Raw genomic sequence first — 19,397 nt, forward strand, 5'->3', positions numbered from 1 at the left:
TATAAAACTACTTTCTTAGTATGCTTTTGTGTAACCTAATAGGTGCTTGCTCCAGTAAGAGTTACTTACAGAACTAATACGTACACCAGTTGCATCTGTTTCTGCACTAATGAACTGACCGTTTCCTAAGTAAACACCCATGTGAGAAGGACCTGATTTATAAGTATTTTGGAAGTATACTAAATCACCTGGTTGTGGATTGCTAGTTTTTGTTTTAGAGCTCCAGTATCCAGCAACTGTTTGACGAGCGCCTTTATGACCAGTTTGATTTAATACGTAGTGAATGAATCCACTGCAGTCAAAACCAGCAGGTGTTGTACCAGCAGTTCTGTATGGTGAACCATTTAAAGATCTAGCGAATCCAGCGATTGAAGATGTATCTCCACCTGTTGTTGGTTTTTGTACGTCTTTACCTGGTTGTTGAACGTTATTTGTAACGTTATTGTTATTGTTATTTGTAACGTTATTTACTCCGCCTTTTACAAACTTAACGAAGTCTGCACTTACGTAACCTGTGCGGCCGTTATGGTTAATTTTGTACCAACCATTTTCAGCACCAGTAACGTTTAGTACTTTACCATTTGTTACTCCACCGATTACAGCGTTGTATGTAGCTGGGCCTGTACGTACTTTTAAAGCACCAGTGTTAACAACATAAGAACCACCAGTTTGAACTGTTGTAGTATTGTTGTTTGTAGTTGGTTGTTGTGTTTCGTTAGATACAGCGGAACCACCTTTTGTTACGAAGTCTTTGCTTACGTATCCAGTTCCACCATTGAAGTTGATTTTAAACCAATCTTGTACTTCACCTACAACTTGTACTGTTTTACCTTTATTTACAGAACCTAATACTGTATGAGATGTACTTGGGCCTGTACGTACGTTAAGTGAAGAAACGTTTACTGTGTAAGTGCCTGTTCCTTGTTGAACAGTCGTTCCTGTTTTGCCACCAGTCGTTACGAAGTCACCACTTACATAACCTGTTTGACCATTTACGTTTACTTTGAACCAACCATTTTCTTGTCCAACTACTTGTAGCACTTGGCCTGATTTTACTTTAGAAATAACGTTATGTCCTGTACCAGCACCTGAACGAACATTTAATACATCAGCAGTTACTGTGTATTTTAATTCAGAAGTTGTTTCTACAGTTTTTGTTTCAGTTACAGTCGTTTGAGTTTGAGTTTGAGTTTGTCCATTAATTTCTTTTAGCGCTTCATTTGAAACTTGTGCATGAGCAGAATCCATTCCTGGAACTGCAACGCCAGCTACAGAAGCTGCTGCTAAACCTGCAATTACTTTTTTCATAAGTTGTCTTTACTTCCTTTCCCTACTATCCTCTTAAAAAAACTTAAAACTTTAATACTTTACAATATTATCAAAGTAAAATATTCATCCAGTTCCATTTTTTAGCAAGAGTTTTATTTTTCACACAGAGTTCATTTTAAATGAACAAAGTGAAATCCGTGTGAACTTCATGTGAACTTTATCATTAAATATAGTGTTTTTGCAATGGTTTTTTCAAATTTCTTATATATCGCATGAAAATTCGACATTTCATTTAATATTTTAATATAAAATATCCCTTTTCTATCTATTACAAAAAATTCTATTAACCTAATACAAACTACATTATGTATTTCCTTATAAAGCTCCTTACATGAAGTATACTTTCATCATGACAAAAATCACTCTATTTATCAATAGTATAATATTTTTAGAAAACTAATTTTCTATACTATCTACAATTTTGAAATAATTTGATGAATTGTAAGATTTATTTTATAAAAACCATTTCTCCTTTAAAGAAAACACACACTATACCAACTGTTCTCTTTTTCTGATTATAGAATTTATAGGATAACCATAGTATTATATACATATCCTAATAAAAAGAGGAGGCATATTTGTGAGACATATAATAGATGATCCTATACAAAAAAATATAGAGCTGTACTATGCTTTTATTCAATTCGTTTCAATGATAACATTACAAAAAGTATCAGCTGTTGAAACACGTAAAGATGAATTGAAAAATCAGATAAAAAATGAAGGACAAAAAAACCCTTATTACTTATAAAAAAAGGTGAACAGGTTATATTCCTGTTCACCTTTTATCAAATTATTTATAAATTTTCACACGGTTTTCTAACGGTTGGAATTCTTTTTCACCAGCATGTACTACCGGTTTACCAAATGGCATTTGCGCAGTGAGTTTCCAATTCCCTGGAACATCCCACTCTTTTCTCACTTCTTCATCAATTAGCGGATTGTAATGCTGTAACGTAGCACCAAACCCTTCAATTTCTAAAGCTGTCCAAATTGCAAATTGTAACATTCCTGATGATTGCTGAGACCAAGTTGGAAAATTATCTTTATATAATGCAAAGTTTGCTTGAAGGCCTTCCACTACTTCACTGTCTTCAAAATATAAAACCGTTCCATAACCACTTTTAAATGCATTCATTTTTTCTTCAGTAGGTGCAAAGTTATTTTCAGGTACAATTTTTCTTAACGTTTCTTTCGTAATATCCCATAATTTATCATGTTGTTCTCCTAATAAAACAACAACACGAGCACTTTGAGAATTAAAAGCTGAAGGTGTATGTTTTACAGCATGATAAATCACTTCTTGAATTTTCTCATCAGAAACTACTTGCTCTTTACTAATTGCATAAATAGATCTTCTGTCTTCAATTGCTGAGTAAAAATCTTTTGCCATCATAATTCCCTCCAATTTTCAATTGAGGCTATTTCATATGTATATATCATATTACGCCCCTCAAACTTATTATTAATAAGTTCATAACTTTATAATATCACAGCAACAAATAAAGTGAAACTTTAATCAGCGGGGCTTTTGCGGGATAAACTCAAATGATAACACTTGTATTTAGACTCTTTTTCCTTTTTAAAATGAAAATAAAAAGACTGTTTGTTGTTATCTAAAATTAGTAACAACAAACAGCCTTACTTATGTAGCGATCTAGATTGGTATTTTACTTACTTAATTAACTAATCCAAATGCATACGACATTAACTTATTCGTCTCTGTAAAACGTTTTGTTTTACTTGATGTCCCCATGACCACTGTAATAATTCGATTATCACCTTGCTTTGCAGTCCCAGTAAAACAGTATCCTGCGCTATCTGTAAATCCTGTTTTTAATCCGTCCATTCCTTCTATATATGAACTTTTATTATTTTTGTTTAACATGTCGTTTGTGCTTATAACATTAATATTATTAAATGCTAACTGACTTTGACGTAAGTGAGTCACTTCTAATATTTCCGGATAATCTTTTATAAGATGGTACGCCAATTGTGCTACATCAGCAGCCGTCATTTTTGTTTCACTTCCATCCGGCTCTTGTAATCCAGAAGCATTTGCAAATTTAGCATGTTCCGACATTTTTAACTGTTTCGCTTTTGCATTCATAAGCGGAACGAAATCTTTCTCCGTTTTTGCCATATGTTCTGCTAAAGCTACAGCTGAATTATTAGCTGATTCAATCATTAATGCATGGTATAAATCATTAACAGTTAATGTGTCATTAACTTGTACTGGGATTCTTGCTCCCTCTGTCTGTGCCGCCTTCACACTCATTTTCACTGGATCTTCCCAGCGAACTTTCCCATTATGTATACTCTCTAATAGAAGATACGCCGTCATCATCTTAGACATACTAGCTGGTGCAAAAGCTTCATTTTCATTATATTGATAAATAATATCTCCATCACTCGCATCGATAATCATAGCTGCTTTTGCATCAATTTTTGGTGGAATATACTTTGGCGGGACTGCTTTTTCAGTAAATCCTGCTTTAGGTAATTCTGCCACTTGCAGGGGTTGTCCCTCTACATTTGTGGCACTCTTTTGAGTACCTTGGAATAAGAACCAACATATCCCTAAAACAATGACTAATAGGACAGTCATCCTTCCCCATTTTAACCGATTCATTTCAAAACTCCTTTAGCAAACCTTTTATACACTCACATTTAACCTTAACAACAATTCCTTTATAGAGTCAAGGCAAAAAGTATATTTATTCATATACAGCAATTATTATTTCAATTTGTTTATGTTAAACTTAAAATGCTGAAATATAAGAATATTCAATGACAAAGTTCGTAAATAAACTATTTAATAGAAGGGATTCATACAAATGCTACTTCCAAAATCATTAAAATACGGCGACACAATTGGGATCTACTCCCCTTCTTCACCAATAACCTACAATTCTCCAAAAAGATTTGAACGAGCAAAATCTTACTTACAACAGAAAGGGTTTCATATATTAGAAGGTTCATTAACAGGTCGATATGATTTTTATCGTTCTGGTAGTATACAAGAGCGCGCTGAGGAACTAAATGCCTTGATAAGAAATCCTAATATTTCTTGTATTATGTCAACAATTGGTGGGATGAATTCAAATTCACTATTACCTTATATTGATTATGATGCTTTTCTAACTAACCCTAAAATAATGGTTGGATATTCAGATGCAACTGCTTTATTACTAGGAATTTATGCTAAAACAGGAATTCCTACATTTTATGGGCCAGCTCTCGTCCCTTCCTTTGGCGAATTTGAACCTTTTGTTGATTGCACATACAAATATTTTGCTGAAACTTTACTACATGATCATTCTCTTCCTTATCATATAAAACAACCATTATTTTGGTCAGATGAATTTATTAATTGGGAAGAAAAGACGAAGGAGAAAGAATTTCGTCCAAACAATTGGATTTCAGTAATTGATGGAAAAGCTACTGGGCGTATTATTGGCGGGAATTTAAACACGATACAAGGAATTTTTGGTAGCCCCTATATGCCACATATTCAAGAAGGCGACATTCTCTTTATTGAGGACAGCTCAAAAGATGCAGCTACTATTGAAAGAAGCTTTTCATTCCTTAAAATTAACGGTGTATTCGATAAAATTTCAGGTATCATTCTTGGAAAACATGAGCAATTTGATGATTGTGGTACCAATCGAAAACCTTTTGAAATACTATTAGAAGTACTTCAAAATCAAAGAATTCCTTTTCTAGCCGACTTCGATTGTTGTCATACACATCCAATGATTACCATGCCTATCGGTGTTCAAGTAGAGTTGGATGCAACAAATAAAACGATACATATTGTAGAACCTTGGAAAAAATGAATGCATGGCTTCTATTGTTTTACAATAAAAGCCATGATACTATATACTTTGGAATGTGAAAGATTAAACAAAATACGTTCCAATATCTATCATTAGAAAAATTAGGTATAAATATATATTTATATGCAAAAGAGAGTGAATAAATGAAACCAACTATTAAAAATTATGTATTTTTACATGTAGCTTTTTTGATATATTCTATCATTATGGTTTACATGAAATGGGCAGCTCAATTTCCAATTGCTTCAATCTCATTTTTTATTGCTTATTTCGGACTAGTTGTACTTTTATTCGGATATGCAATTTTATGGCAACAAGTAATTAAACATTTCGAAATTTCAAAAGCATATTCACATCGCGGGATTATTATACTATGGTCAATGCTTTGGTCAGTATTTCTATTTGGAGATACGATTCAGTGGAATCATTTACTTGGTGCAGCTATTATTATCATCGGAATTGTGGTGGTGACAAAAGATGAATAGTTATATGTTATTATTTATTTCCGGGATAATTTTAGCTAATTACTCACAAATATTATTAAAAAAAGCTACTTTACAACAATACGATTCTAGAATAAAAGAATATATGAATCCTTATGTTATTATCGGCTACTCTTTATTTGTACTTAACGCTGGATTAAATGTAATTGCCATGAAGGGCATGGAATTAAAACAAGCATCAGCATTAGAATCCTTAAGTTATATCATCATATTAATTTTCGGTTGGTATTTCCTAGGGGAAAAAATAACGAAACGTAAACTCATCGGTAACATGATTATTATCGTTGGTGTAATCGTTTATTGTATCCAATAGTAAAAAGCTCCGTTTATCACAAACGGAGCTTTTTACTATTGACCTAAATTTTGCACCTTATCTTTCAAATCTCGAACTTGATCTACCGTCTGCATAAGCTCAGAGTTTTTAAATTGCTCTACATCCACTTTCCCTTCTTCTATCTTTGTCATCGCCGTATCAATTAACGTATTTAACTTTTCGTTATATCCGACGATTTGTTGATGAAGATCCTTGGCTACATCAGGTGGCGTTAATTCATTGAATGCGGGTATATCTTGTTTAATTTCACTAAGCTTCGTTTCTAATTCTTTTCGAGCCTCGCTATCATTAACGGCCTTTTCTGCTAATGCTGGTGCATCGTTTGCAAATGCACTTATTTCATTTACATAGTCTGTCGCTTTTTGCGCGTAATCTAGGGAGTTCTTTCCTTCCTCCACTATTGAACATCCCATTAAACCAATTGAAACTATAAATACTAATAAAATTGATTTTATTTTCATTTTAGACCCCCTTCGTCCTTATAATTGTCTGTAATTTTCTCTATACATAACTTCTAGCTAAATTGTTTATAACCTTTTTCAAATAGCTATTTATCCTCTTACATGCCCTATTATCGTTACAACATCTATTTCTATATGTACGCTTATAATATCTTCAATTATATCCATATACCCTTGTCCTATAGCTGTTCCATAGTGTAATGTAAGCCCCTTCTTTTCATACACTGACTTTGGCACTGAAAAAATAAATCTCCTCAAGTTTCTTTCATCAGCTGGTTCCATAATTAAAACAATCCCATCCTCATCAAACATATACGCTCGCCCTCCAACTTTACATTCACTATGGCTCAGTATTGCCTTGGTCAGCAAAATTTAAAACATAATAAGTTAAGATACACTCTGCTCTATCATAAAGTGAAACTTTAATTAGCCCTCACCAGTCGACTCTTTATCGGCAAATAGCGGGATAAAAATAAAAAGCATTCATTCTTTTTTGTTAAGAATGAATGCTTTTTAAAAAATCAATTTCTAACTCTAGCATCTTTTTTTGACGAGGTTTTACTTTCCTTACGGGAACTCCAGCGTAAATATACCAATCATCTAAACTCTCTTTTACCATACTCATCGCGCCGACTGCCGTACCTTCTCCTACAGTTACATTTGGAAAAATAATAGAATTAGCACCAATAATCACATGTTTTTTTAAAATAACTTTTTCTGCTTTCACATTCCTATATTGATTCGGGACGGTTGGCCCCATTAATGTATTTCCACTGAAATCATCAAGTACTGCATATACGATCGTTTTAGCTGAGATGTTTGCAAAATCATGCATTTCAATCCCAACTTCCCCTCCATATAACGCTGTATACGCTGATATGTGCGAATAACTTCCAATTGTGATTTTACCACTTAAAATGCAAAAATCATCAATTCTTACATGATTGCCAACTGATATAGCACCTGGATTATATATACTTGCTTTTTTACTAACCAATACATTTTTCCCAACAGATAAAAATCCAATTTTCTTTAGTTCTTCTTGACTATAAAAACTATTCATCTACCGACACCACCTTCTGCTCTAAACAGATTACAATTTGCTCTACTAGTTCTTTCGTCATTCCTTCCCATAAAGGTAAACTTACGATTCGTTTTGCTATTTTATTCGTTTTTGTTAAATCTGTAGACTTATATTTTCTAAAAAGAACTTGTTGGTGGCAAGATGGTGAAAAGTATAATCTAGCTTCTATCTTCTGTTTTTTCAGCTCTTCTATTACTTGTATGTTGTGAACTTCTTCTGGACAAATGATAGGCATAAATTGGTGAATAACTGCTTCTGTCTTTTGAACTCCCCACCCTTTTTTCATTAACCCAGTACTTTGTAACAACTGTTTATACCATTTAGAAATACGGGTGCGTTCTTTTAATTTTTGATCCCACTTTTTTATAGTCGCAATCCCAATAGCTGCTGCGTATTCAGACATTTTACAATTAAATCCCATCATCGTGCATTCACGATTTTTATCAAATCCGAAATTCCCCATTCTTTTAATACGTTGTATATCTTCTTCGTTTTTACTATATATGAGCCCTCCTTCACCAATTCCGAAAGGCTTTGTTGCATGAAAGCTATATACGATCATTCCACTAAAATCTTGACCGTAATGCATCCCTCTATTCATTAATCCAAATCCCGGTGCCGCATCTACGACAACCGGAATCCCCTTCTTCTCTAATTCTTCATATTCTTCTAAGTTCATCCATGATCCAAAAGTGGCGTACGGGACAACAATCGCAACCTCTTCTTTTAATTCTTCTATCTTATCCAAAAGTACGGTTTTGTCCATATACCAATCATCTATTGAAATATCAATAAAGTAAGGTTCCAATCCACACCAAATAGCGGCTAAGGCAGTCGCAGGGAATGTAAAGCTAGGCATGAGAGCATACTTTCCCTTTCTTCTTTTCTTTAGTTGAATAGCCGCCATTAACCCTAACGTTGCGTTTGCTACTGTTGTAACAGCTCCCCTGTTTTGAAAAAATGCCGACATAATTGTTTCCTCAAAACGTTGATTTATAGGTCCATAATTCGTATATATATGAGATGTATCAATTTCCTTCAATTCGTCCAAATACTCAATTACAGGTACAGTTGAAGCACGTAAAAAAGGAATATTCTCCATATCTATCTATTCCTTCCTATCATTTTCGGACAATATAGAGCATATCTGTTTCAGATAATCCAAATCTCCTAGCACTTTTTATTCCTTGTTTTTCCGCTATGTTATATAATTCCACCTTAAATCCTGCATTCATTAATCGTTGAATAAATCCCGATTGATTATAAATTCTCACATGATCTTCTTGACCAAATGCTAATTTCCTCAATTGTGGTGTTACAATTAATTCATTCTCTACAATAAAATCTACATTCATTACGATTGGTACTTGAATAATCCCCCATCCGTTTGGCTTTAACACTCTATATAACTCTCGCATTGCTTTGTCATCATCAGGAACATGTTCTAACACATGGCTACATAAAATTACATCAAAAGTATTACTATCATATGTAATCCTTGTAACATCAATTTCCTTCATTAATGGATCCTTTGGTTCTAAGTCACCACATACATACGTAATATTTTTATACTCGTTAAACCAATCTCTTAACTTCGCTTCAGGTGCAATATGAAGCATAGTATAGTTTCTATTTAACAAGTCCGTTTCCGTTTCAATATATGTACGATACAATCTTTCACGATCCATCGAATTACAAACTGGACATATCCCTGTATCTTTATTCCACATCTCAAATTTATATTTCGGAAAATCATAATGTGCTGGCCAAGGTGAAAATTTTTCGAATTGTTGATTGCAATATTGACAATAACAAAATTCTTTCTCAAACATGTGAGCAACTAATTTGTGTAACCCTTTTTTTATCTTTTCATTATAAATTTGATCTAGCTCGCCATTTCTTATTGCATCCTTAACTATAAATCCCGCATTTTCTAAACAATAAGATAAACTCTCTTTATACTCACTTTCAGAACTTAAAAATCCACTATTATATGCATTTATAATTAATTCAATCCACTCTTCAATTGTCATTAAAATAAAATGCATTTGTTTTTGATTTTGTCCACTATGTTGTCTAAAATAACTAAGAGGTTCTTGTATATAAACTACTTTTCCTTTTCTCATCATATCTAGCCAAGTTGCAATGTCATTAATAGCAGAATAAGCCCTTCCTTTAAAATACCCAAACTTACCTTCAAACAAATCCCGATTAAACAAAACAGTTGTCGGCTCACCAACTACATTTTTCAAGTTTTTTAACATATAATTCCCTAATTCTTTTCCTTCAAAAAGTGTAGTTTCTTTCGCGATTTTCATATTCAATGTTGAAGGTGGTAATATCTCTCCATTCTCATCAATCAGTTCACGATATGACGTCACAAATGAAATATTTTCTAACGTCAAAAAGTATTTCATCATTCTCTCGATCTTTTCATGATGAAATAAATCATCATCTAATAAAAAGTTTATATAGTCCCCATTCGCAAGTTCTACACACTTATTAAAGTTTTCGGCAACTAACGGTGTTTCATTTTTAACATATGTAATACACTCATATTCACGTAAGTACGGTTGAATCATAGCATTGACTTCATTATTTGTACTGTCGTCAGAAATAATGATTTCAATATTTTCATATGTTTGATTCAGAGCGCTGTTGAGTGCTAATTCCAAGTAATAAGGTCTATTGTACGCAGGAATAAGTATACTTACTTTCGGTAAAGAAGAATTATTATTTATATGCTGTTTTTTCTTTTCTATATTTATTTTCTTTCCTCTAATTTTTTGGTAATAGTCTAATGTATATAATATCGATGATGGAACTATCCTTCTTGCATAATCTAGAAAATTAGTTATCGCTTTGTCTAACTCTTTTTCGTTGGATAAGAAACCATATTTTTCTCCTGCTATAATACTGTGTGAAAAATCTTCTAACCCATCCATCATTTTATTAGATTCATTTAACTGTTGATCTGGATGTAATCGAAAGTAACTAAGTGTCTCTGCTATATATACTGCTTTTCCTTTACTTAATAAAGATAACCATGAAGCTATATCTACGTTACATAAATACCGCCTCTTATCAAAAATCCCAAACGGTTCTTGTAAATCATTTTTACGAAATAAAACTGTTGTCGGTTCTCCAATATAATTTTTTTGCTCCACAATTACCTTATTTCCTAATTCTGTCCCCTCTATAATCGTATTCTCTTCAAATAAACGGACAGTTGAATAAATATGTCGCAGTTCTTTCCCTTTATCATCAATTACTTGACGATGAGATGTTACAAGCTTAATTTCATCATCTAAATCATTAAAAAAATACTTCATCATTTTTTCAATTTTATTCACATGAAATATATCATCATCCATTAAAAAATTTATATACTCACCGTTCGCTTCATGAAATAACATTAACGCATTTTCAAACTGTCCGAGAGTTGATCTGTTTTTTATATAAATAATATTTGAATGATCACATAAATATTTTTGTAACATCTTTTCTGTTTCGTCATTCGTGCTGTCATCTCCAACTATAATTTCTATATTAGGGTACGTTTGTTCTAACACACTACATAGCGCCTTTTCAAAGTAACGAGGACGATTATACGTAGGAATTAATACACTTACCAACGGAAGTTGCTCTACCACCTCTTCAGTTCTTTCAATACGAGTTCTCATTTTAACTCTCTCACCTCTTCGCATATTATTTATATACGCGACACAAAAATCACATTACTTTAACTGTATGGAGCCTATATACTTTTATGCAAACATGAAACAAATTATCATACTTTTCGTTCCTGAATAAACATATTTAATAATGCGGACATTTTATTTGCACCTTTTTTATTCATATGATCACTATCATAAAAATCATCATCACAAAATAATGGTGAATCAAATAGATCTATAATTTGAAAAGAATATTGAGTTTGAAAATCATTTATAACTTTATAAAAATCTTCTTTTAATTTCTTACTACTACAATTGAAATAATGTGAAGTAACTGGGAATACAACAATTAATGGTTTTATATCATTTTTTAACAGTAATTCTAAATATTTTTTAAAAATTATTTTATTTTCAACTAAAGTTTGAGGATACGCCAATTTAGCATGTGAAGCTGCTCTTATTCTCCCGTGTTCTTCAAAAGGAATGTGAAGAGGAGTGGTATTCCACTCAGCATTTATCCAAGGCAGTATCAATGATTCATCTTTTAGTTCGTCTAATAAAATATATTCAAAATGCAAATTAAAAATAGAAAAAAGTGGTTTCGGAGTATTTAGATGTAAGAATCCATCCGTGGGTAGAGGAGAATGAACTACAGTATGATGACCATCTTGAAACAATGGATAATATACTTTGTGAATTCTATATGATTCAGATGATAACGACATATCAAAGTAAAACGAGAAATAAGCTATTCCTATTAAACAATATTGAAATGAATGAGTGTTTGATAGAAGTTGTGACGCTATTAAATAATCATAGTATAGATCTTGAGATGGAAGTGTTAATTTTATTGACTTTTTTGAGAGGAGCTCCGTACTTATACCACAATGTGGATAAGACAAACCGGTAGCAAACAATTCATACGTCGGATCACTCTTTGCTTTTTTCATAGAAATGTATAAAGACATAAGATCCGGATTTATTTGATAGATAGAAATCAATTTATTCTTCCATTCATACATGTATTTTGTTAAATTAATAATTTTTGAACTTTGCACGCCTCTATTTATCAAGTCATTTGTAAGTTTTTCTGCGTCCACTCTCCAAATGACTATATATTGAAAAGAATTTTCTATACGAACAACATCTGAAACGTCTACAATATGAGCTATTGTTTTACATTTATTTTTGTCTAATGTATTTCGAATCCTATCTCCTGATAATTCATCACTTAAAACAATGATTTTATATTGCTCCTTCATGTACATCCCCTCCATTATATGTATAATATGAAATTCATTTTTAATTCGTAACAATCATATACACCTGCAATCTAACAAAAAAATAGCTCCACCATTAGGCGTAGCTATTTTTACAATTATTGTTTATTCAAATTATATTCCTTTGTCTAACTCATAAAGTTTACGATATTTTTCATTTTCTTTCAGAAGTTGTTTATGACTACCTTGCATGACAATTTGGCCACGATCAAGGAATATAACTTCGTCTACATGTTCTATTCCTACAAGATGGTGCGTAATCCAAATAACCGTCTTTTCTTCCGTTGCAGAAAACATTGTTTCAATTAAAGACAATTCTGTTTTGGGATCTAAACCGATAGTCGGTTCATCAAGTACAATAATTGGTGTTTCTTGCATAAGAGTTCTAGCAAAAGCAACCCTTTGTCTTTCCCCACCAGAAAACCGCTTTCCCATTTCATGCATTTTCGTTTGTAATCCGTCTGGAAGAGAAGTAATATGTGAAGCTAATTGTGCCTTCTCTAAAGCTTTCCATATCTCTTCATCCGTTGCCTCTGGTTTGCCAATCCGTACGTTATTTCCAATTGTCGTATCAAACAAATGCGGCTTTTGATTTAATACAGAAATATATTTAGATAAAAGATGCGTATGAGCTCGTTCACCATTCAATACAACTTGACCGTTTACTGGGCTTAACGCCCCTGTTAACAATTTTAGTAAAGTAGATTTCCCTGTCCCACTTCTCCCTAAAATAGCAATTTTCTTCCCTACTTTTATTTGTAATGACACATCTTTTAATACAATCTCATTACTATCTGGATAACTATACGATACGTGATTCAGTTCAATATCTACATGTTTTGGTTCGATGTAATCTTTCTCTCCATACAAATCCATTTCATCATGTAAAACAATATCACTTTCTACGCGATTAAGACGATGGGTAGATTCTACATACGATGGGATTCGATCGATGGCATCTGCAATAGGAATAAGCGCGTTCGTTACAGATAAAGTCATTAATACGAAAGCTGCGATAACTGTAGGAGCAATTTGTTCACTTGCCGCTTCATTTCCAGTCCATATGATCATCGAAATAACTACAATACCTACTACTAATTGAATGATACTGTCCCGAATATGATACCAGCGTTTCACTCTCTTTTCTATTTTTAACAACTGATCATTTTGTTTTACATACTCATTAATAAATTCACCTTTACGACCACTCGCCTGCCAATCAGATAATCCAAAAACAGCATCCGTCAGTTGTTGATACAAACGGCTTCTACCTTGCTTCAAAGTAACATGGTGTTTCTTCATCAAAAGTAATGATACAAACGGAAGAAGAAACACGATAATAGCTAACATACAACCTACAATAAGTGCAAACACAAGGTCAAATGCACCGATAACAAGTACGAAGATACTATAAACAACTAGCGCTAATATGCTAGGGAATATTGTACGTAAATATAGGTTTTGCAAATGCTCTATATCTTCGGATAACACTCCTAACATATCACCCGTTTGAAATCGAGAACGGAAAAATAACGCCTGTGGTTCTACTATTCTATATAGTTTCGTTCTCATTTTTTCTAATATACGTAGTACGACATCATGTCCGACTAAACGCTCTATATAATGAAACACAGCTTGCCCTATACTAAACGCTCTTGTTGCAACAATAGGAACATATACAGCCATTACATTTTCTGGTCTAAGGGCAGATTTTGAGATCAAATAACCTGAAATAAAAAGTAACATCGCTCCTGAACTAACTCCAAGAAGACCAAGGAAAATAGTTAAAGTCATTCTACCTTTATTTTGTTTTATATAAGGTTTAACCCAGTTGCTCATTTCTCTCCCCTCTCTTCCCTATGAAAATGTAATGTCTCATTCTCTAAAAGTTCTTCATACGTCCCACTTTCTTTCATTTCCCCTTTATTTAAAATAAGGATATGGTCCATTTGTTTCATCCAATGTAGACGGTGGGTTGCTAAAAATACTAATTTTCCATTAAATAGACGTAACATCGCTTGATTTATTTCAAATTCGGTTTCAATATCAAGATGTGCCGTAGGCTCATCTAATAAAATGATTGGTTTTTTACTTAAAAGTGCACGCGCCATAGCAACACGCTGTTCTTGTCCGCCACTTAGCATACGTCCACCTTCTCCAATTCTTTCGTGCATCCCATTTGGAAGTGATGTAACGAGTGAACGAAGGCCGACTTCATTAATAACTCTTTCAACTTCTTCATCTGTTGCATTTGTTTCATAAAAACGAATGTTATCCTTTAATGAAAGCGGAAAAATATAAGGTTGCTGCGGAATATAAGCAATATTTTTTTGCCAATCTTCACGAGTAGATCCATCAACTTCTAGACCATTTACTAACATCTTTCCACTCGAAGGAGATAAAAAACCTGCTAATACGTCGATTAACGTCGATTTCCCTGCACCACTTTCACCAATAACACCAATAGCACCGTTACCTTCCCAAGTAAAATTAATTCCTTCTAATATAGCCTTTTCAGATTCAGTATTATTTACTTTGATATCTTGTAAATTCAAGCTACTAGAGGCATTCCATACTATATCTTCATTTAAATCTTTCTTTTGTATTCCTTTTTGTTGTTGCAAAATCTCTTCTATTTGCTCCATCGCAATTTGTCCATCTAATGTCGCATGATAATTTGCTCCCACTTGTTTAATCGGCAGAAAATATTCCGGAGCTAAAATCAAAATTGTAAGGGCTGGTAATAGTATAATCGTTCCATCTATTAAACGTATCCCTAATCCAACCGCCACAAACGCGATTGATAAACTCGTAAAGAAATCTAATGCAAAAGAAGAAAGAAAAGCAACTCGCAAAGTACGCATCGTTGCTTTTCTATATCTTTTACTTACTTTTTCAATCTTTCCTTCGTGCTGTTCACTTTTCCCTAAATACTTTAATGTTTCTAAACCTTTTAACGTATCTACAAAATGGTTCGAAAGTACACGATATATCTCATACTGACTATCTGCCATTTTTTGCGCTGCTAATCCGAGAAGAATCATAAATATGATCACGATAGGAATCGTTACAACTAAAATGATTCCAGACTCAATATCTAGCGTAAAAACATATAGTACAATTAGACCTGGAACGATACTACTTCTAATCATTTTAGGAATCGTTAATTCAATATATGTTTTAAATTTCTCAATCCCTTCAATTGATAAGGTAACCAGATGACCAGTTCCAACAGTTTGAACATACCTTGGACCTAATGTGAAATATGCCTCTATCAATTGTTTTCTTAGTAACGATCCTGTTTTTTCGGCAAAACGTTCCACTAATATTTGTGATGTTCGAACTACTATGTTACGCGCTGCAAACGCGATACCAAAATAAACAACTTCACTTAATATTGTTTGTACTGTCTCTCCATGAAATAAAAACGTAATAGCTCGTGCTAAAAAGATTGTTTGCGCAATAATACTAAAAGCTTCTAAAATACTAATAATCGTTAACGCTACATATAAAATACGGCTACCGGGATAAGACGGAAGTCCTCTTTTTCTTTTCATTAGTACTCCAAATCGTTGTCTGACTTAACAGGTTGTCTAAATACATAATAACTCCATATTTGACTTCCGATAACGAAAGGCAAAATAGCAATCGCAAAGTAAGTCATAAGTTTTAATGCATAAGCTCCTGATGCTGCGTTGTAAATTGTCAAATCATTCATTGCTCCTAAAGAGCTAATCATAACACGTGGGAACATACCGATAAATACACTCGCACTTAGTAAAATGATTGTTAAACTCGTCATAAAGAAAGCCCAACCATCTCTTCTTCTTTTATTTAATAAAGTGGACACTAATAGTGCTACAAAAGCTCCGATTGGTACCATAATCCATTCTGTTCCATGGGCAGTGAAAATGTCGGTTTTCCATAATCCCACACCAGCAAAAACAAGAAGTGTAATTAATGAAAATGGTGCAATTTTCATTGCAGCAATGCGTGCACGTTCTCTCAATTTACCAGTTGTACGTATCGTAAGGAATTGTAAACCGTGAACAATACATAGTAGAAGGAACATTACTCCTCCAAGTAACGCAAATGGATGAAGTAATTGCAGGAATCCACCTACAACGTTTTTACTCTCATCAATAGGTACACCTACCATAAAGTTTGCAATCGCAACTCCCCAAAGGATAGGAGGTAACATACTTCCAATAAACATTCCCCAATCCCACGCACTCTTCCATTTATGATTATCTATTTTCGCACGAAATTTAAAGGAAACACCTCTTAAAATTAAAGCAAGAAGCATAAATACAAATGGAATATAAAAACCACTAAATAAAGTTGCATACCAGTGGGGAAATGCCGCAAACATGGCTCCACCAGCACAAACAAGCCATACTTCATTCGCGTGCCAGAACGGTCCTATTGTATTTAAGTAAACTCGTTTTTCAAAATCATTCTTTCCTAAAAACCTCGAAACCATTCCTACCCCAAAGTCGAAACCTTCCAGTACGAAGAATCCAACAAATAAGATTGCAATAACTAAAAACCATAACTCATTAAGAGATAACATACTCTTCCTCCTTATCAAATGGATCATGGCTTTGATAATCCTTTTTCGTTTTCTTATTCGTGTGACCCTTAATGGTACGAACAAATAAGTACACACAAATTCCACCCATAATTAAATACATTGATGTGAATGAAATAAGTGAGAATAATACTTCACCGAATGTTACATTTGGTGATACAGCATCTTCTGTTTTCATTACACCAAATACAACCCAAGGTTGACGACCCATTTCAGTCATAATCCACCCTACTGTATTACCGATGAATGGAAGAGAAATTGCATACACCATTAATTTTAAATACCACGTTTTTTCAGCTAAACGATCTTTTCTTGATAAGAACCATCCGTAAGCTCCTAAAAGAAGCATGAATGTTCCACTCATTACCATCGCTCTAAAACTCCAAAACATTGTATGCACTGGAGGAATATAATCTCCAGGTCCATATTTTTCTTCATATTGTTTTTGAATTTGATTCATGCCTTCAACTTGACCGCTAAACTTATCATACGATAATAGACTTAGCATATAAGGGATTTGAATTTCAAACGAATTTTCTTTCTTCTCTGTATCAATTTTCGAAAATACTGTAAATGGCGCTGGATCCTCACTTGTATTCCATAGCGCTTCAGCTGCCGCCATCTTCATTGGATGTGTCTTAATTAATTGTTGCGCTTGTGCATGACCGAAGAATAATACAAGCGCCGTTGTAATTGTTCCAACAATGATAGAAATTCGGAAAGATTTTTTAAATACTACAGTTTCTTGTCCTTTTGTAATTTTCCATGCACTTACACCCGCAATAAAGAATGCACCTGTTGCAATTGCTGCTGTAATTGTATGCGGGAATTGCACCCATAGTTGTGGGTTTTGAATAATGGCTAAGAAATCATTCATTTGTGCACGACCATCAGCTGCCATTTCATACCCGACAGGTGACTGCATAAATGCACTTGCAGTTAAAATCCAGAATGCTGATAACATCGTTCCAATTGAAAGGAGCCAAATACACATTAAGTGAATTCGCTTCGGTAATTTATCCTCACCGAATACCCATAAACCTAGGAATGTAGACTCAATGAAAAATGCCAGTAATCCTTCAATTGCAAGTGAGGGACCAAATACATCACCTACAAAACGTGAATACGTTGACCAGTTCATACCAAACTGAAATTCTTGTAAAATACCTGTTACTACACCTACTGCAAAGTTAATAAGGAATAATTGCGTCCAAAACTTTGCCATCTTCTTATATACTTCTTGCCCTTTTACCACATACAACGTTTGCATTATCGCAATAATAAAAGCTAAACCAATTGACAGCGGAACAAAAAAGTAATGGAAAATCGTTGTTGATGCGAACTGTATTCGTGCCAATTCGAGCGTTTCCATACTAAAATCACTTCCTTCATAGTTTTTATAATAAAAGTTAATTGAGCAATCTTATCAAACTCAATTATTAAGAAATACGAAAAGACAAAAACATTTTGTATGTATTGTCGAAAAATATGAAGTTTCAGTTTTTCAAACTATTGTAATGCTATTTTTTACCTTTTCACTATTTCTGTAGTGTTTTATTCGTTAATCGAATTGTATAATATACCTGCATAGTAAATTCAGGTTATTTTTGACGTATTATTGACATCATTTTGTCTGAAATATGTCTTTTGTCATTTTTTTGAATCAGATTTTCCTCATTAGCAAAATGTATTTTTTCAATATACGGCTTACTTTTATATCTATAAAACAATCGTGTTTTTCTTCATACACTTGACTTTTAACCGAAAAAATGTCCTCGCATCCACCCTCGATAAATGCTTGTTTTTTGTCAAGAGAAAAATGTATTTCCAAAATTCAAACTCGAAATAATGTTATTCAAAAATAGAAAATAACTTCCCTCTTCCTCGATTAAAAGTTCATTTTTTTGTCATTTTTCCATAACAAATAAAAAACTGAGAGTCAATTTGAAGTGAACCCGAATAGTGGTACATGAAAAAACACCTCCTGAATTCGCATACTAAGTATGCAAATTCATTGGAGGTGTTTTTCGTTTGAAGACAAGAGTTCATTACCCAGAAGAAACAAAGTGGAAAGTCATTGAAATGAAGAAAGACGGTTATTCAAATCGTGCAATTATGGAGAAACTCGGAATTAAAAATGTTTCCCAAATTAAGACATGGATGAAATGGTATCGTACAGATCAAACGTATCGTTTTCAACAACCTGTAGGAAAACAATATTCTTATGGAAAAGGACCAAAAGAGCTCAGTGAATTAGAACAGCTACGTTTAGAAAATAAACATCTAAAAACAAAATTAC

General features: G+C 33.3%; 18 protein-coding genes. 5 read left to right on the forward strand and 13 right to left on the reverse strand.

Translation table 11 applies throughout. The features are described 5' to 3' along the window. Positions 1-15: 15 nt before the first annotated feature. Positions 16-1,308 carry an enterotoxin EntFM gene (gene entFM, locus C4S65_RS21875; RefSeq protein ID WP_000755511.1) on the reverse strand — a complete coding sequence of 431 codons (1,293 nt, stop codon included), beginning with the start codon at positions 1,306-1,308 and terminating at the stop codon, positions 16-18. Positions 1,309-1,909: 601 nt separating this feature from the next. On the opposite strand from entFM, the gene C4S65_RS21880 reads away from it, so the two are divergent. Beyond that, positions 1,910-2,080, forward strand: coding sequence for a hypothetical protein (locus C4S65_RS21880; protein WP_061667446.1), 171 nt, complete (start codon positions 1,910-1,912; stop codon positions 2,078-2,080). A gap of 42 nt (positions 2,081-2,122) precedes the next feature. Here C4S65_RS21880 and C4S65_RS21885 read toward each other — a convergent pair whose 3' ends face one another. Continuing rightward, a complete protein-coding gene (locus C4S65_RS21885; protein ID WP_103945424.1) occupies positions 2,123-2,725 on the reverse strand; it encodes a nitroreductase family protein in 603 nt (200 codons plus the stop codon). A gap of 282 nt (positions 2,726-3,007) precedes the next feature. Continuing rightward, a complete protein-coding gene (locus C4S65_RS21890; RefSeq protein WP_103945425.1) occupies positions 3,008-3,961 on the reverse strand; it encodes a D-alanyl-D-alanine carboxypeptidase family protein in 954 nt (317 codons plus the stop codon). Positions 3,962-4,166: 205 nt separating this feature from the next. On the opposite strand from C4S65_RS21890, the gene C4S65_RS21895 reads away from it, so the two are divergent. The 3 genes from C4S65_RS21895 to C4S65_RS21905 all read left to right on the forward strand — a co-directional run bounded on the left by C4S65_RS21895 (position 4,167) and on the right by C4S65_RS21905 (position 5,984). Continuing rightward, positions 4,167-5,168 (forward strand): S66 peptidase family protein, encoded by a 1,002-nt coding sequence (locus C4S65_RS21895; RefSeq protein WP_086407333.1) that lies wholly within the window; start codon positions 4,167-4,169, stop codon positions 5,166-5,168. Between the two features lie 143 nt (positions 5,169-5,311). Further along, positions 5,312-5,653 (forward strand): EamA family transporter, encoded by a 342-nt coding sequence (locus C4S65_RS21900; RefSeq protein ID WP_000805127.1) that lies wholly within the window; start codon positions 5,312-5,314, stop codon positions 5,651-5,653. Continuing rightward, positions 5,646-5,984 carry an EamA family transporter gene (locus tag C4S65_RS21905; RefSeq protein WP_061667443.1) on the forward strand — a complete coding sequence of 113 codons (339 nt, stop codon included), beginning with the start codon at positions 5,646-5,648 and terminating at the stop codon, positions 5,982-5,984. The genes C4S65_RS21900 and C4S65_RS21905 overlap by 8 nt, the downstream gene beginning before the upstream one ends. Positions 5,985-6,019: 35 nt before the next feature. Here the strand turns inward: C4S65_RS21905 and C4S65_RS21910 are convergent, their stop codons facing one another. The 10 genes from C4S65_RS21910 to cydA form a co-directional block, all read right to left on the reverse strand. Further along, the gene (locus C4S65_RS21910) at positions 6,020-6,466 is read right to left on the reverse strand and encodes a DUF6376 family protein (RefSeq protein WP_061667442.1); all 447 of its coding nucleotides are present in this window, start codon (positions 6,464-6,466) and stop codon (positions 6,020-6,022) included. 90 nt (positions 6,467-6,556) lie between these two features. After that, positions 6,557-6,778, reverse strand: coding sequence for a hypothetical protein (locus tag C4S65_RS21915; protein WP_000459099.1), 222 nt, complete (start codon positions 6,776-6,778; stop codon positions 6,557-6,559). A gap of 184 nt (positions 6,779-6,962) precedes the next feature. Further along, complete coding sequence (locus tag C4S65_RS21920; RefSeq protein WP_061667441.1) at positions 6,963-7,529, reverse strand: acyltransferase; 567 nt, start codon at positions 7,527-7,529, stop codon at positions 6,963-6,965. Then, positions 7,522-8,652 carry a DegT/DnrJ/EryC1/StrS family aminotransferase gene (locus C4S65_RS21925; protein WP_000427947.1) on the reverse strand — a complete coding sequence of 377 codons (1,131 nt, stop codon included), beginning with the start codon at positions 8,650-8,652 and terminating at the stop codon, positions 7,522-7,524. Before C4S65_RS21925 ends, C4S65_RS21920 begins: the two co-directional genes overlap by 8 nt. Positions 8,653-8,671: 19 nt before the next feature. Further along, positions 8,672-11,233 (reverse strand): glycosyltransferase, encoded by a 2,562-nt coding sequence (locus C4S65_RS21930; RefSeq protein ID WP_061667440.1) that lies wholly within the window; start codon positions 11,231-11,233, stop codon positions 8,672-8,674. A 107-nt stretch (positions 11,234-11,340) separates the two neighbouring features. Further along, positions 11,341-12,489: a hypothetical protein gene (locus C4S65_RS21935; protein ID WP_061667439.1), complete on the reverse strand. Its 1,149-nt coding sequence runs from the start codon at positions 12,487-12,489 to the stop codon at positions 11,341-11,343. 132 nt (positions 12,490-12,621) lie between these two features. Beyond that, positions 12,622-14,346, reverse strand: a complete 1,725-nt coding sequence (cydC, locus tag C4S65_RS21940; RefSeq protein WP_061667438.1) for a thiol reductant ABC exporter subunit CydC — start codon at positions 14,344-14,346, stop codon at positions 12,622-12,624. Next, a complete protein-coding gene (gene cydD / locus C4S65_RS21945; RefSeq protein ID WP_103945426.1) occupies positions 14,343-16,064 on the reverse strand; it encodes a thiol reductant ABC exporter subunit CydD in 1,722 nt (573 codons plus the stop codon). Before cydD ends, cydC begins: the two co-directional genes overlap by 4 nt. Next, positions 16,064-17,080: a cytochrome d ubiquinol oxidase subunit II gene (cydB, locus tag C4S65_RS21950; protein ID WP_061667437.1), complete on the reverse strand. Its 1,017-nt coding sequence runs from the start codon at positions 17,078-17,080 to the stop codon at positions 16,064-16,066. The genes cydD and cydB overlap by 1 nt, the downstream gene beginning before the upstream one ends. Continuing rightward, positions 17,067-18,470: a cytochrome ubiquinol oxidase subunit I gene (gene cydA, locus C4S65_RS21955; protein ID WP_000448870.1), complete on the reverse strand. Its 1,404-nt coding sequence runs from the start codon at positions 18,468-18,470 to the stop codon at positions 17,067-17,069. The genes cydB and cydA overlap by 14 nt, the downstream gene beginning before the upstream one ends. A 659-nt stretch (positions 18,471-19,129) precedes the next feature. Between cydA and C4S65_RS21960 the strand changes: the two genes are divergently transcribed. Next, positions 19,130-19,397, forward strand: a 268-nt coding sequence (locus C4S65_RS21960) for a helix-turn-helix domain-containing protein (protein ID WP_142391566.1), incomplete at its 3' end; no start/stop codon positions are given.

Source organism: Bacillus sp. ok061, from assembly GCF_900108285.1.
Lineage (GTDB): Bacteria > Bacillota > Bacilli > Bacillales > Bacillaceae_G > Bacillus_A > Bacillus_A thuringiensis_S.

Bases quoted from the DNA above. Each gene is read 5' to 3' on its own strand.
- entFM (WP_000755511.1), bottom strand. From the start codon at position 1,308: ATGAAAAAAGTAATTGCAGGTTTAGCAGCAGCTTCTGTAGCTGGCGTT.
- C4S65_RS21885 (WP_103945424.1), bottom strand. From the start codon at position 2,725: ATGATGGCAAAAGATTTTTACTCAGCAATTGAAGACAGAAGATCTATT.
- C4S65_RS21890 (WP_103945425.1), bottom strand. From the start codon at position 3,961: ATGAATCGGTTAAAATGGGGAAGGATGACTGTCCTATTAGTCATTGTT.
- C4S65_RS21895 (WP_086407333.1), top strand. From the start codon at position 4,167: ATGCTACTTCCAAAATCATTAAAATACGGCGACACAATTGGGATCTAC.
- C4S65_RS21900 (WP_000805127.1), top strand. From the start codon at position 5,312: ATGAAACCAACTATTAAAAATTATGTATTTTTACATGTAGCTTTTTTG.
- C4S65_RS21905 (WP_061667443.1), top strand. From the start codon at position 5,646: ATGAATAGTTATATGTTATTATTTATTTCCGGGATAATTTTAGCTAAT.
- C4S65_RS21910 (WP_061667442.1), bottom strand. From the start codon at position 6,466: ATGAAAATAAAATCAATTTTATTAGTATTTATAGTTTCAATTGGTTTA.
- C4S65_RS21915 (WP_000459099.1), bottom strand. From the start codon at position 6,778: ATGTTTGATGAGGATGGGATTGTTTTAATTATGGAACCAGCTGATGAA.
- C4S65_RS21920 (WP_061667441.1), bottom strand. From the start codon at position 7,529: ATGAATAGTTTTTATAGTCAAGAAGAACTAAAGAAAATTGGATTTTTA.
- C4S65_RS21925 (WP_000427947.1), bottom strand. From the start codon at position 8,652: ATGGAGAATATTCCTTTTTTACGTGCTTCAACTGTACCTGTAATTGAG.
- C4S65_RS21930 (WP_061667440.1), bottom strand. From the start codon at position 11,233: ATGAGAACTCGTATTGAAAGAACTGAAGAGGTGGTAGAGCAACTTCCG.
- C4S65_RS21935 (WP_061667439.1), bottom strand. From the start codon at position 12,489: ATGAAGGAGCAATATAAAATCATTGTTTTAAGTGATGAATTATCAGGA.
- cydC (WP_061667438.1), bottom strand. From the start codon at position 14,346: ATGAGCAACTGGGTTAAACCTTATATAAAACAAAATAAAGGTAGAATG.
- cydD (WP_103945426.1), bottom strand. From the start codon at position 16,064: ATGAAAAGAAAAAGAGGACTTCCGTCTTATCCCGGTAGCCGTATTTTA.
- cydB (WP_061667437.1), bottom strand. From the start codon at position 17,080: ATGTTATCTCTTAATGAGTTATGGTTTTTAGTTATTGCAATCTTATTT.
- cydA (WP_000448870.1), bottom strand. From the start codon at position 18,470: ATGGAAACGCTCGAATTGGCACGAATACAGTTCGCATCAACAACGATT.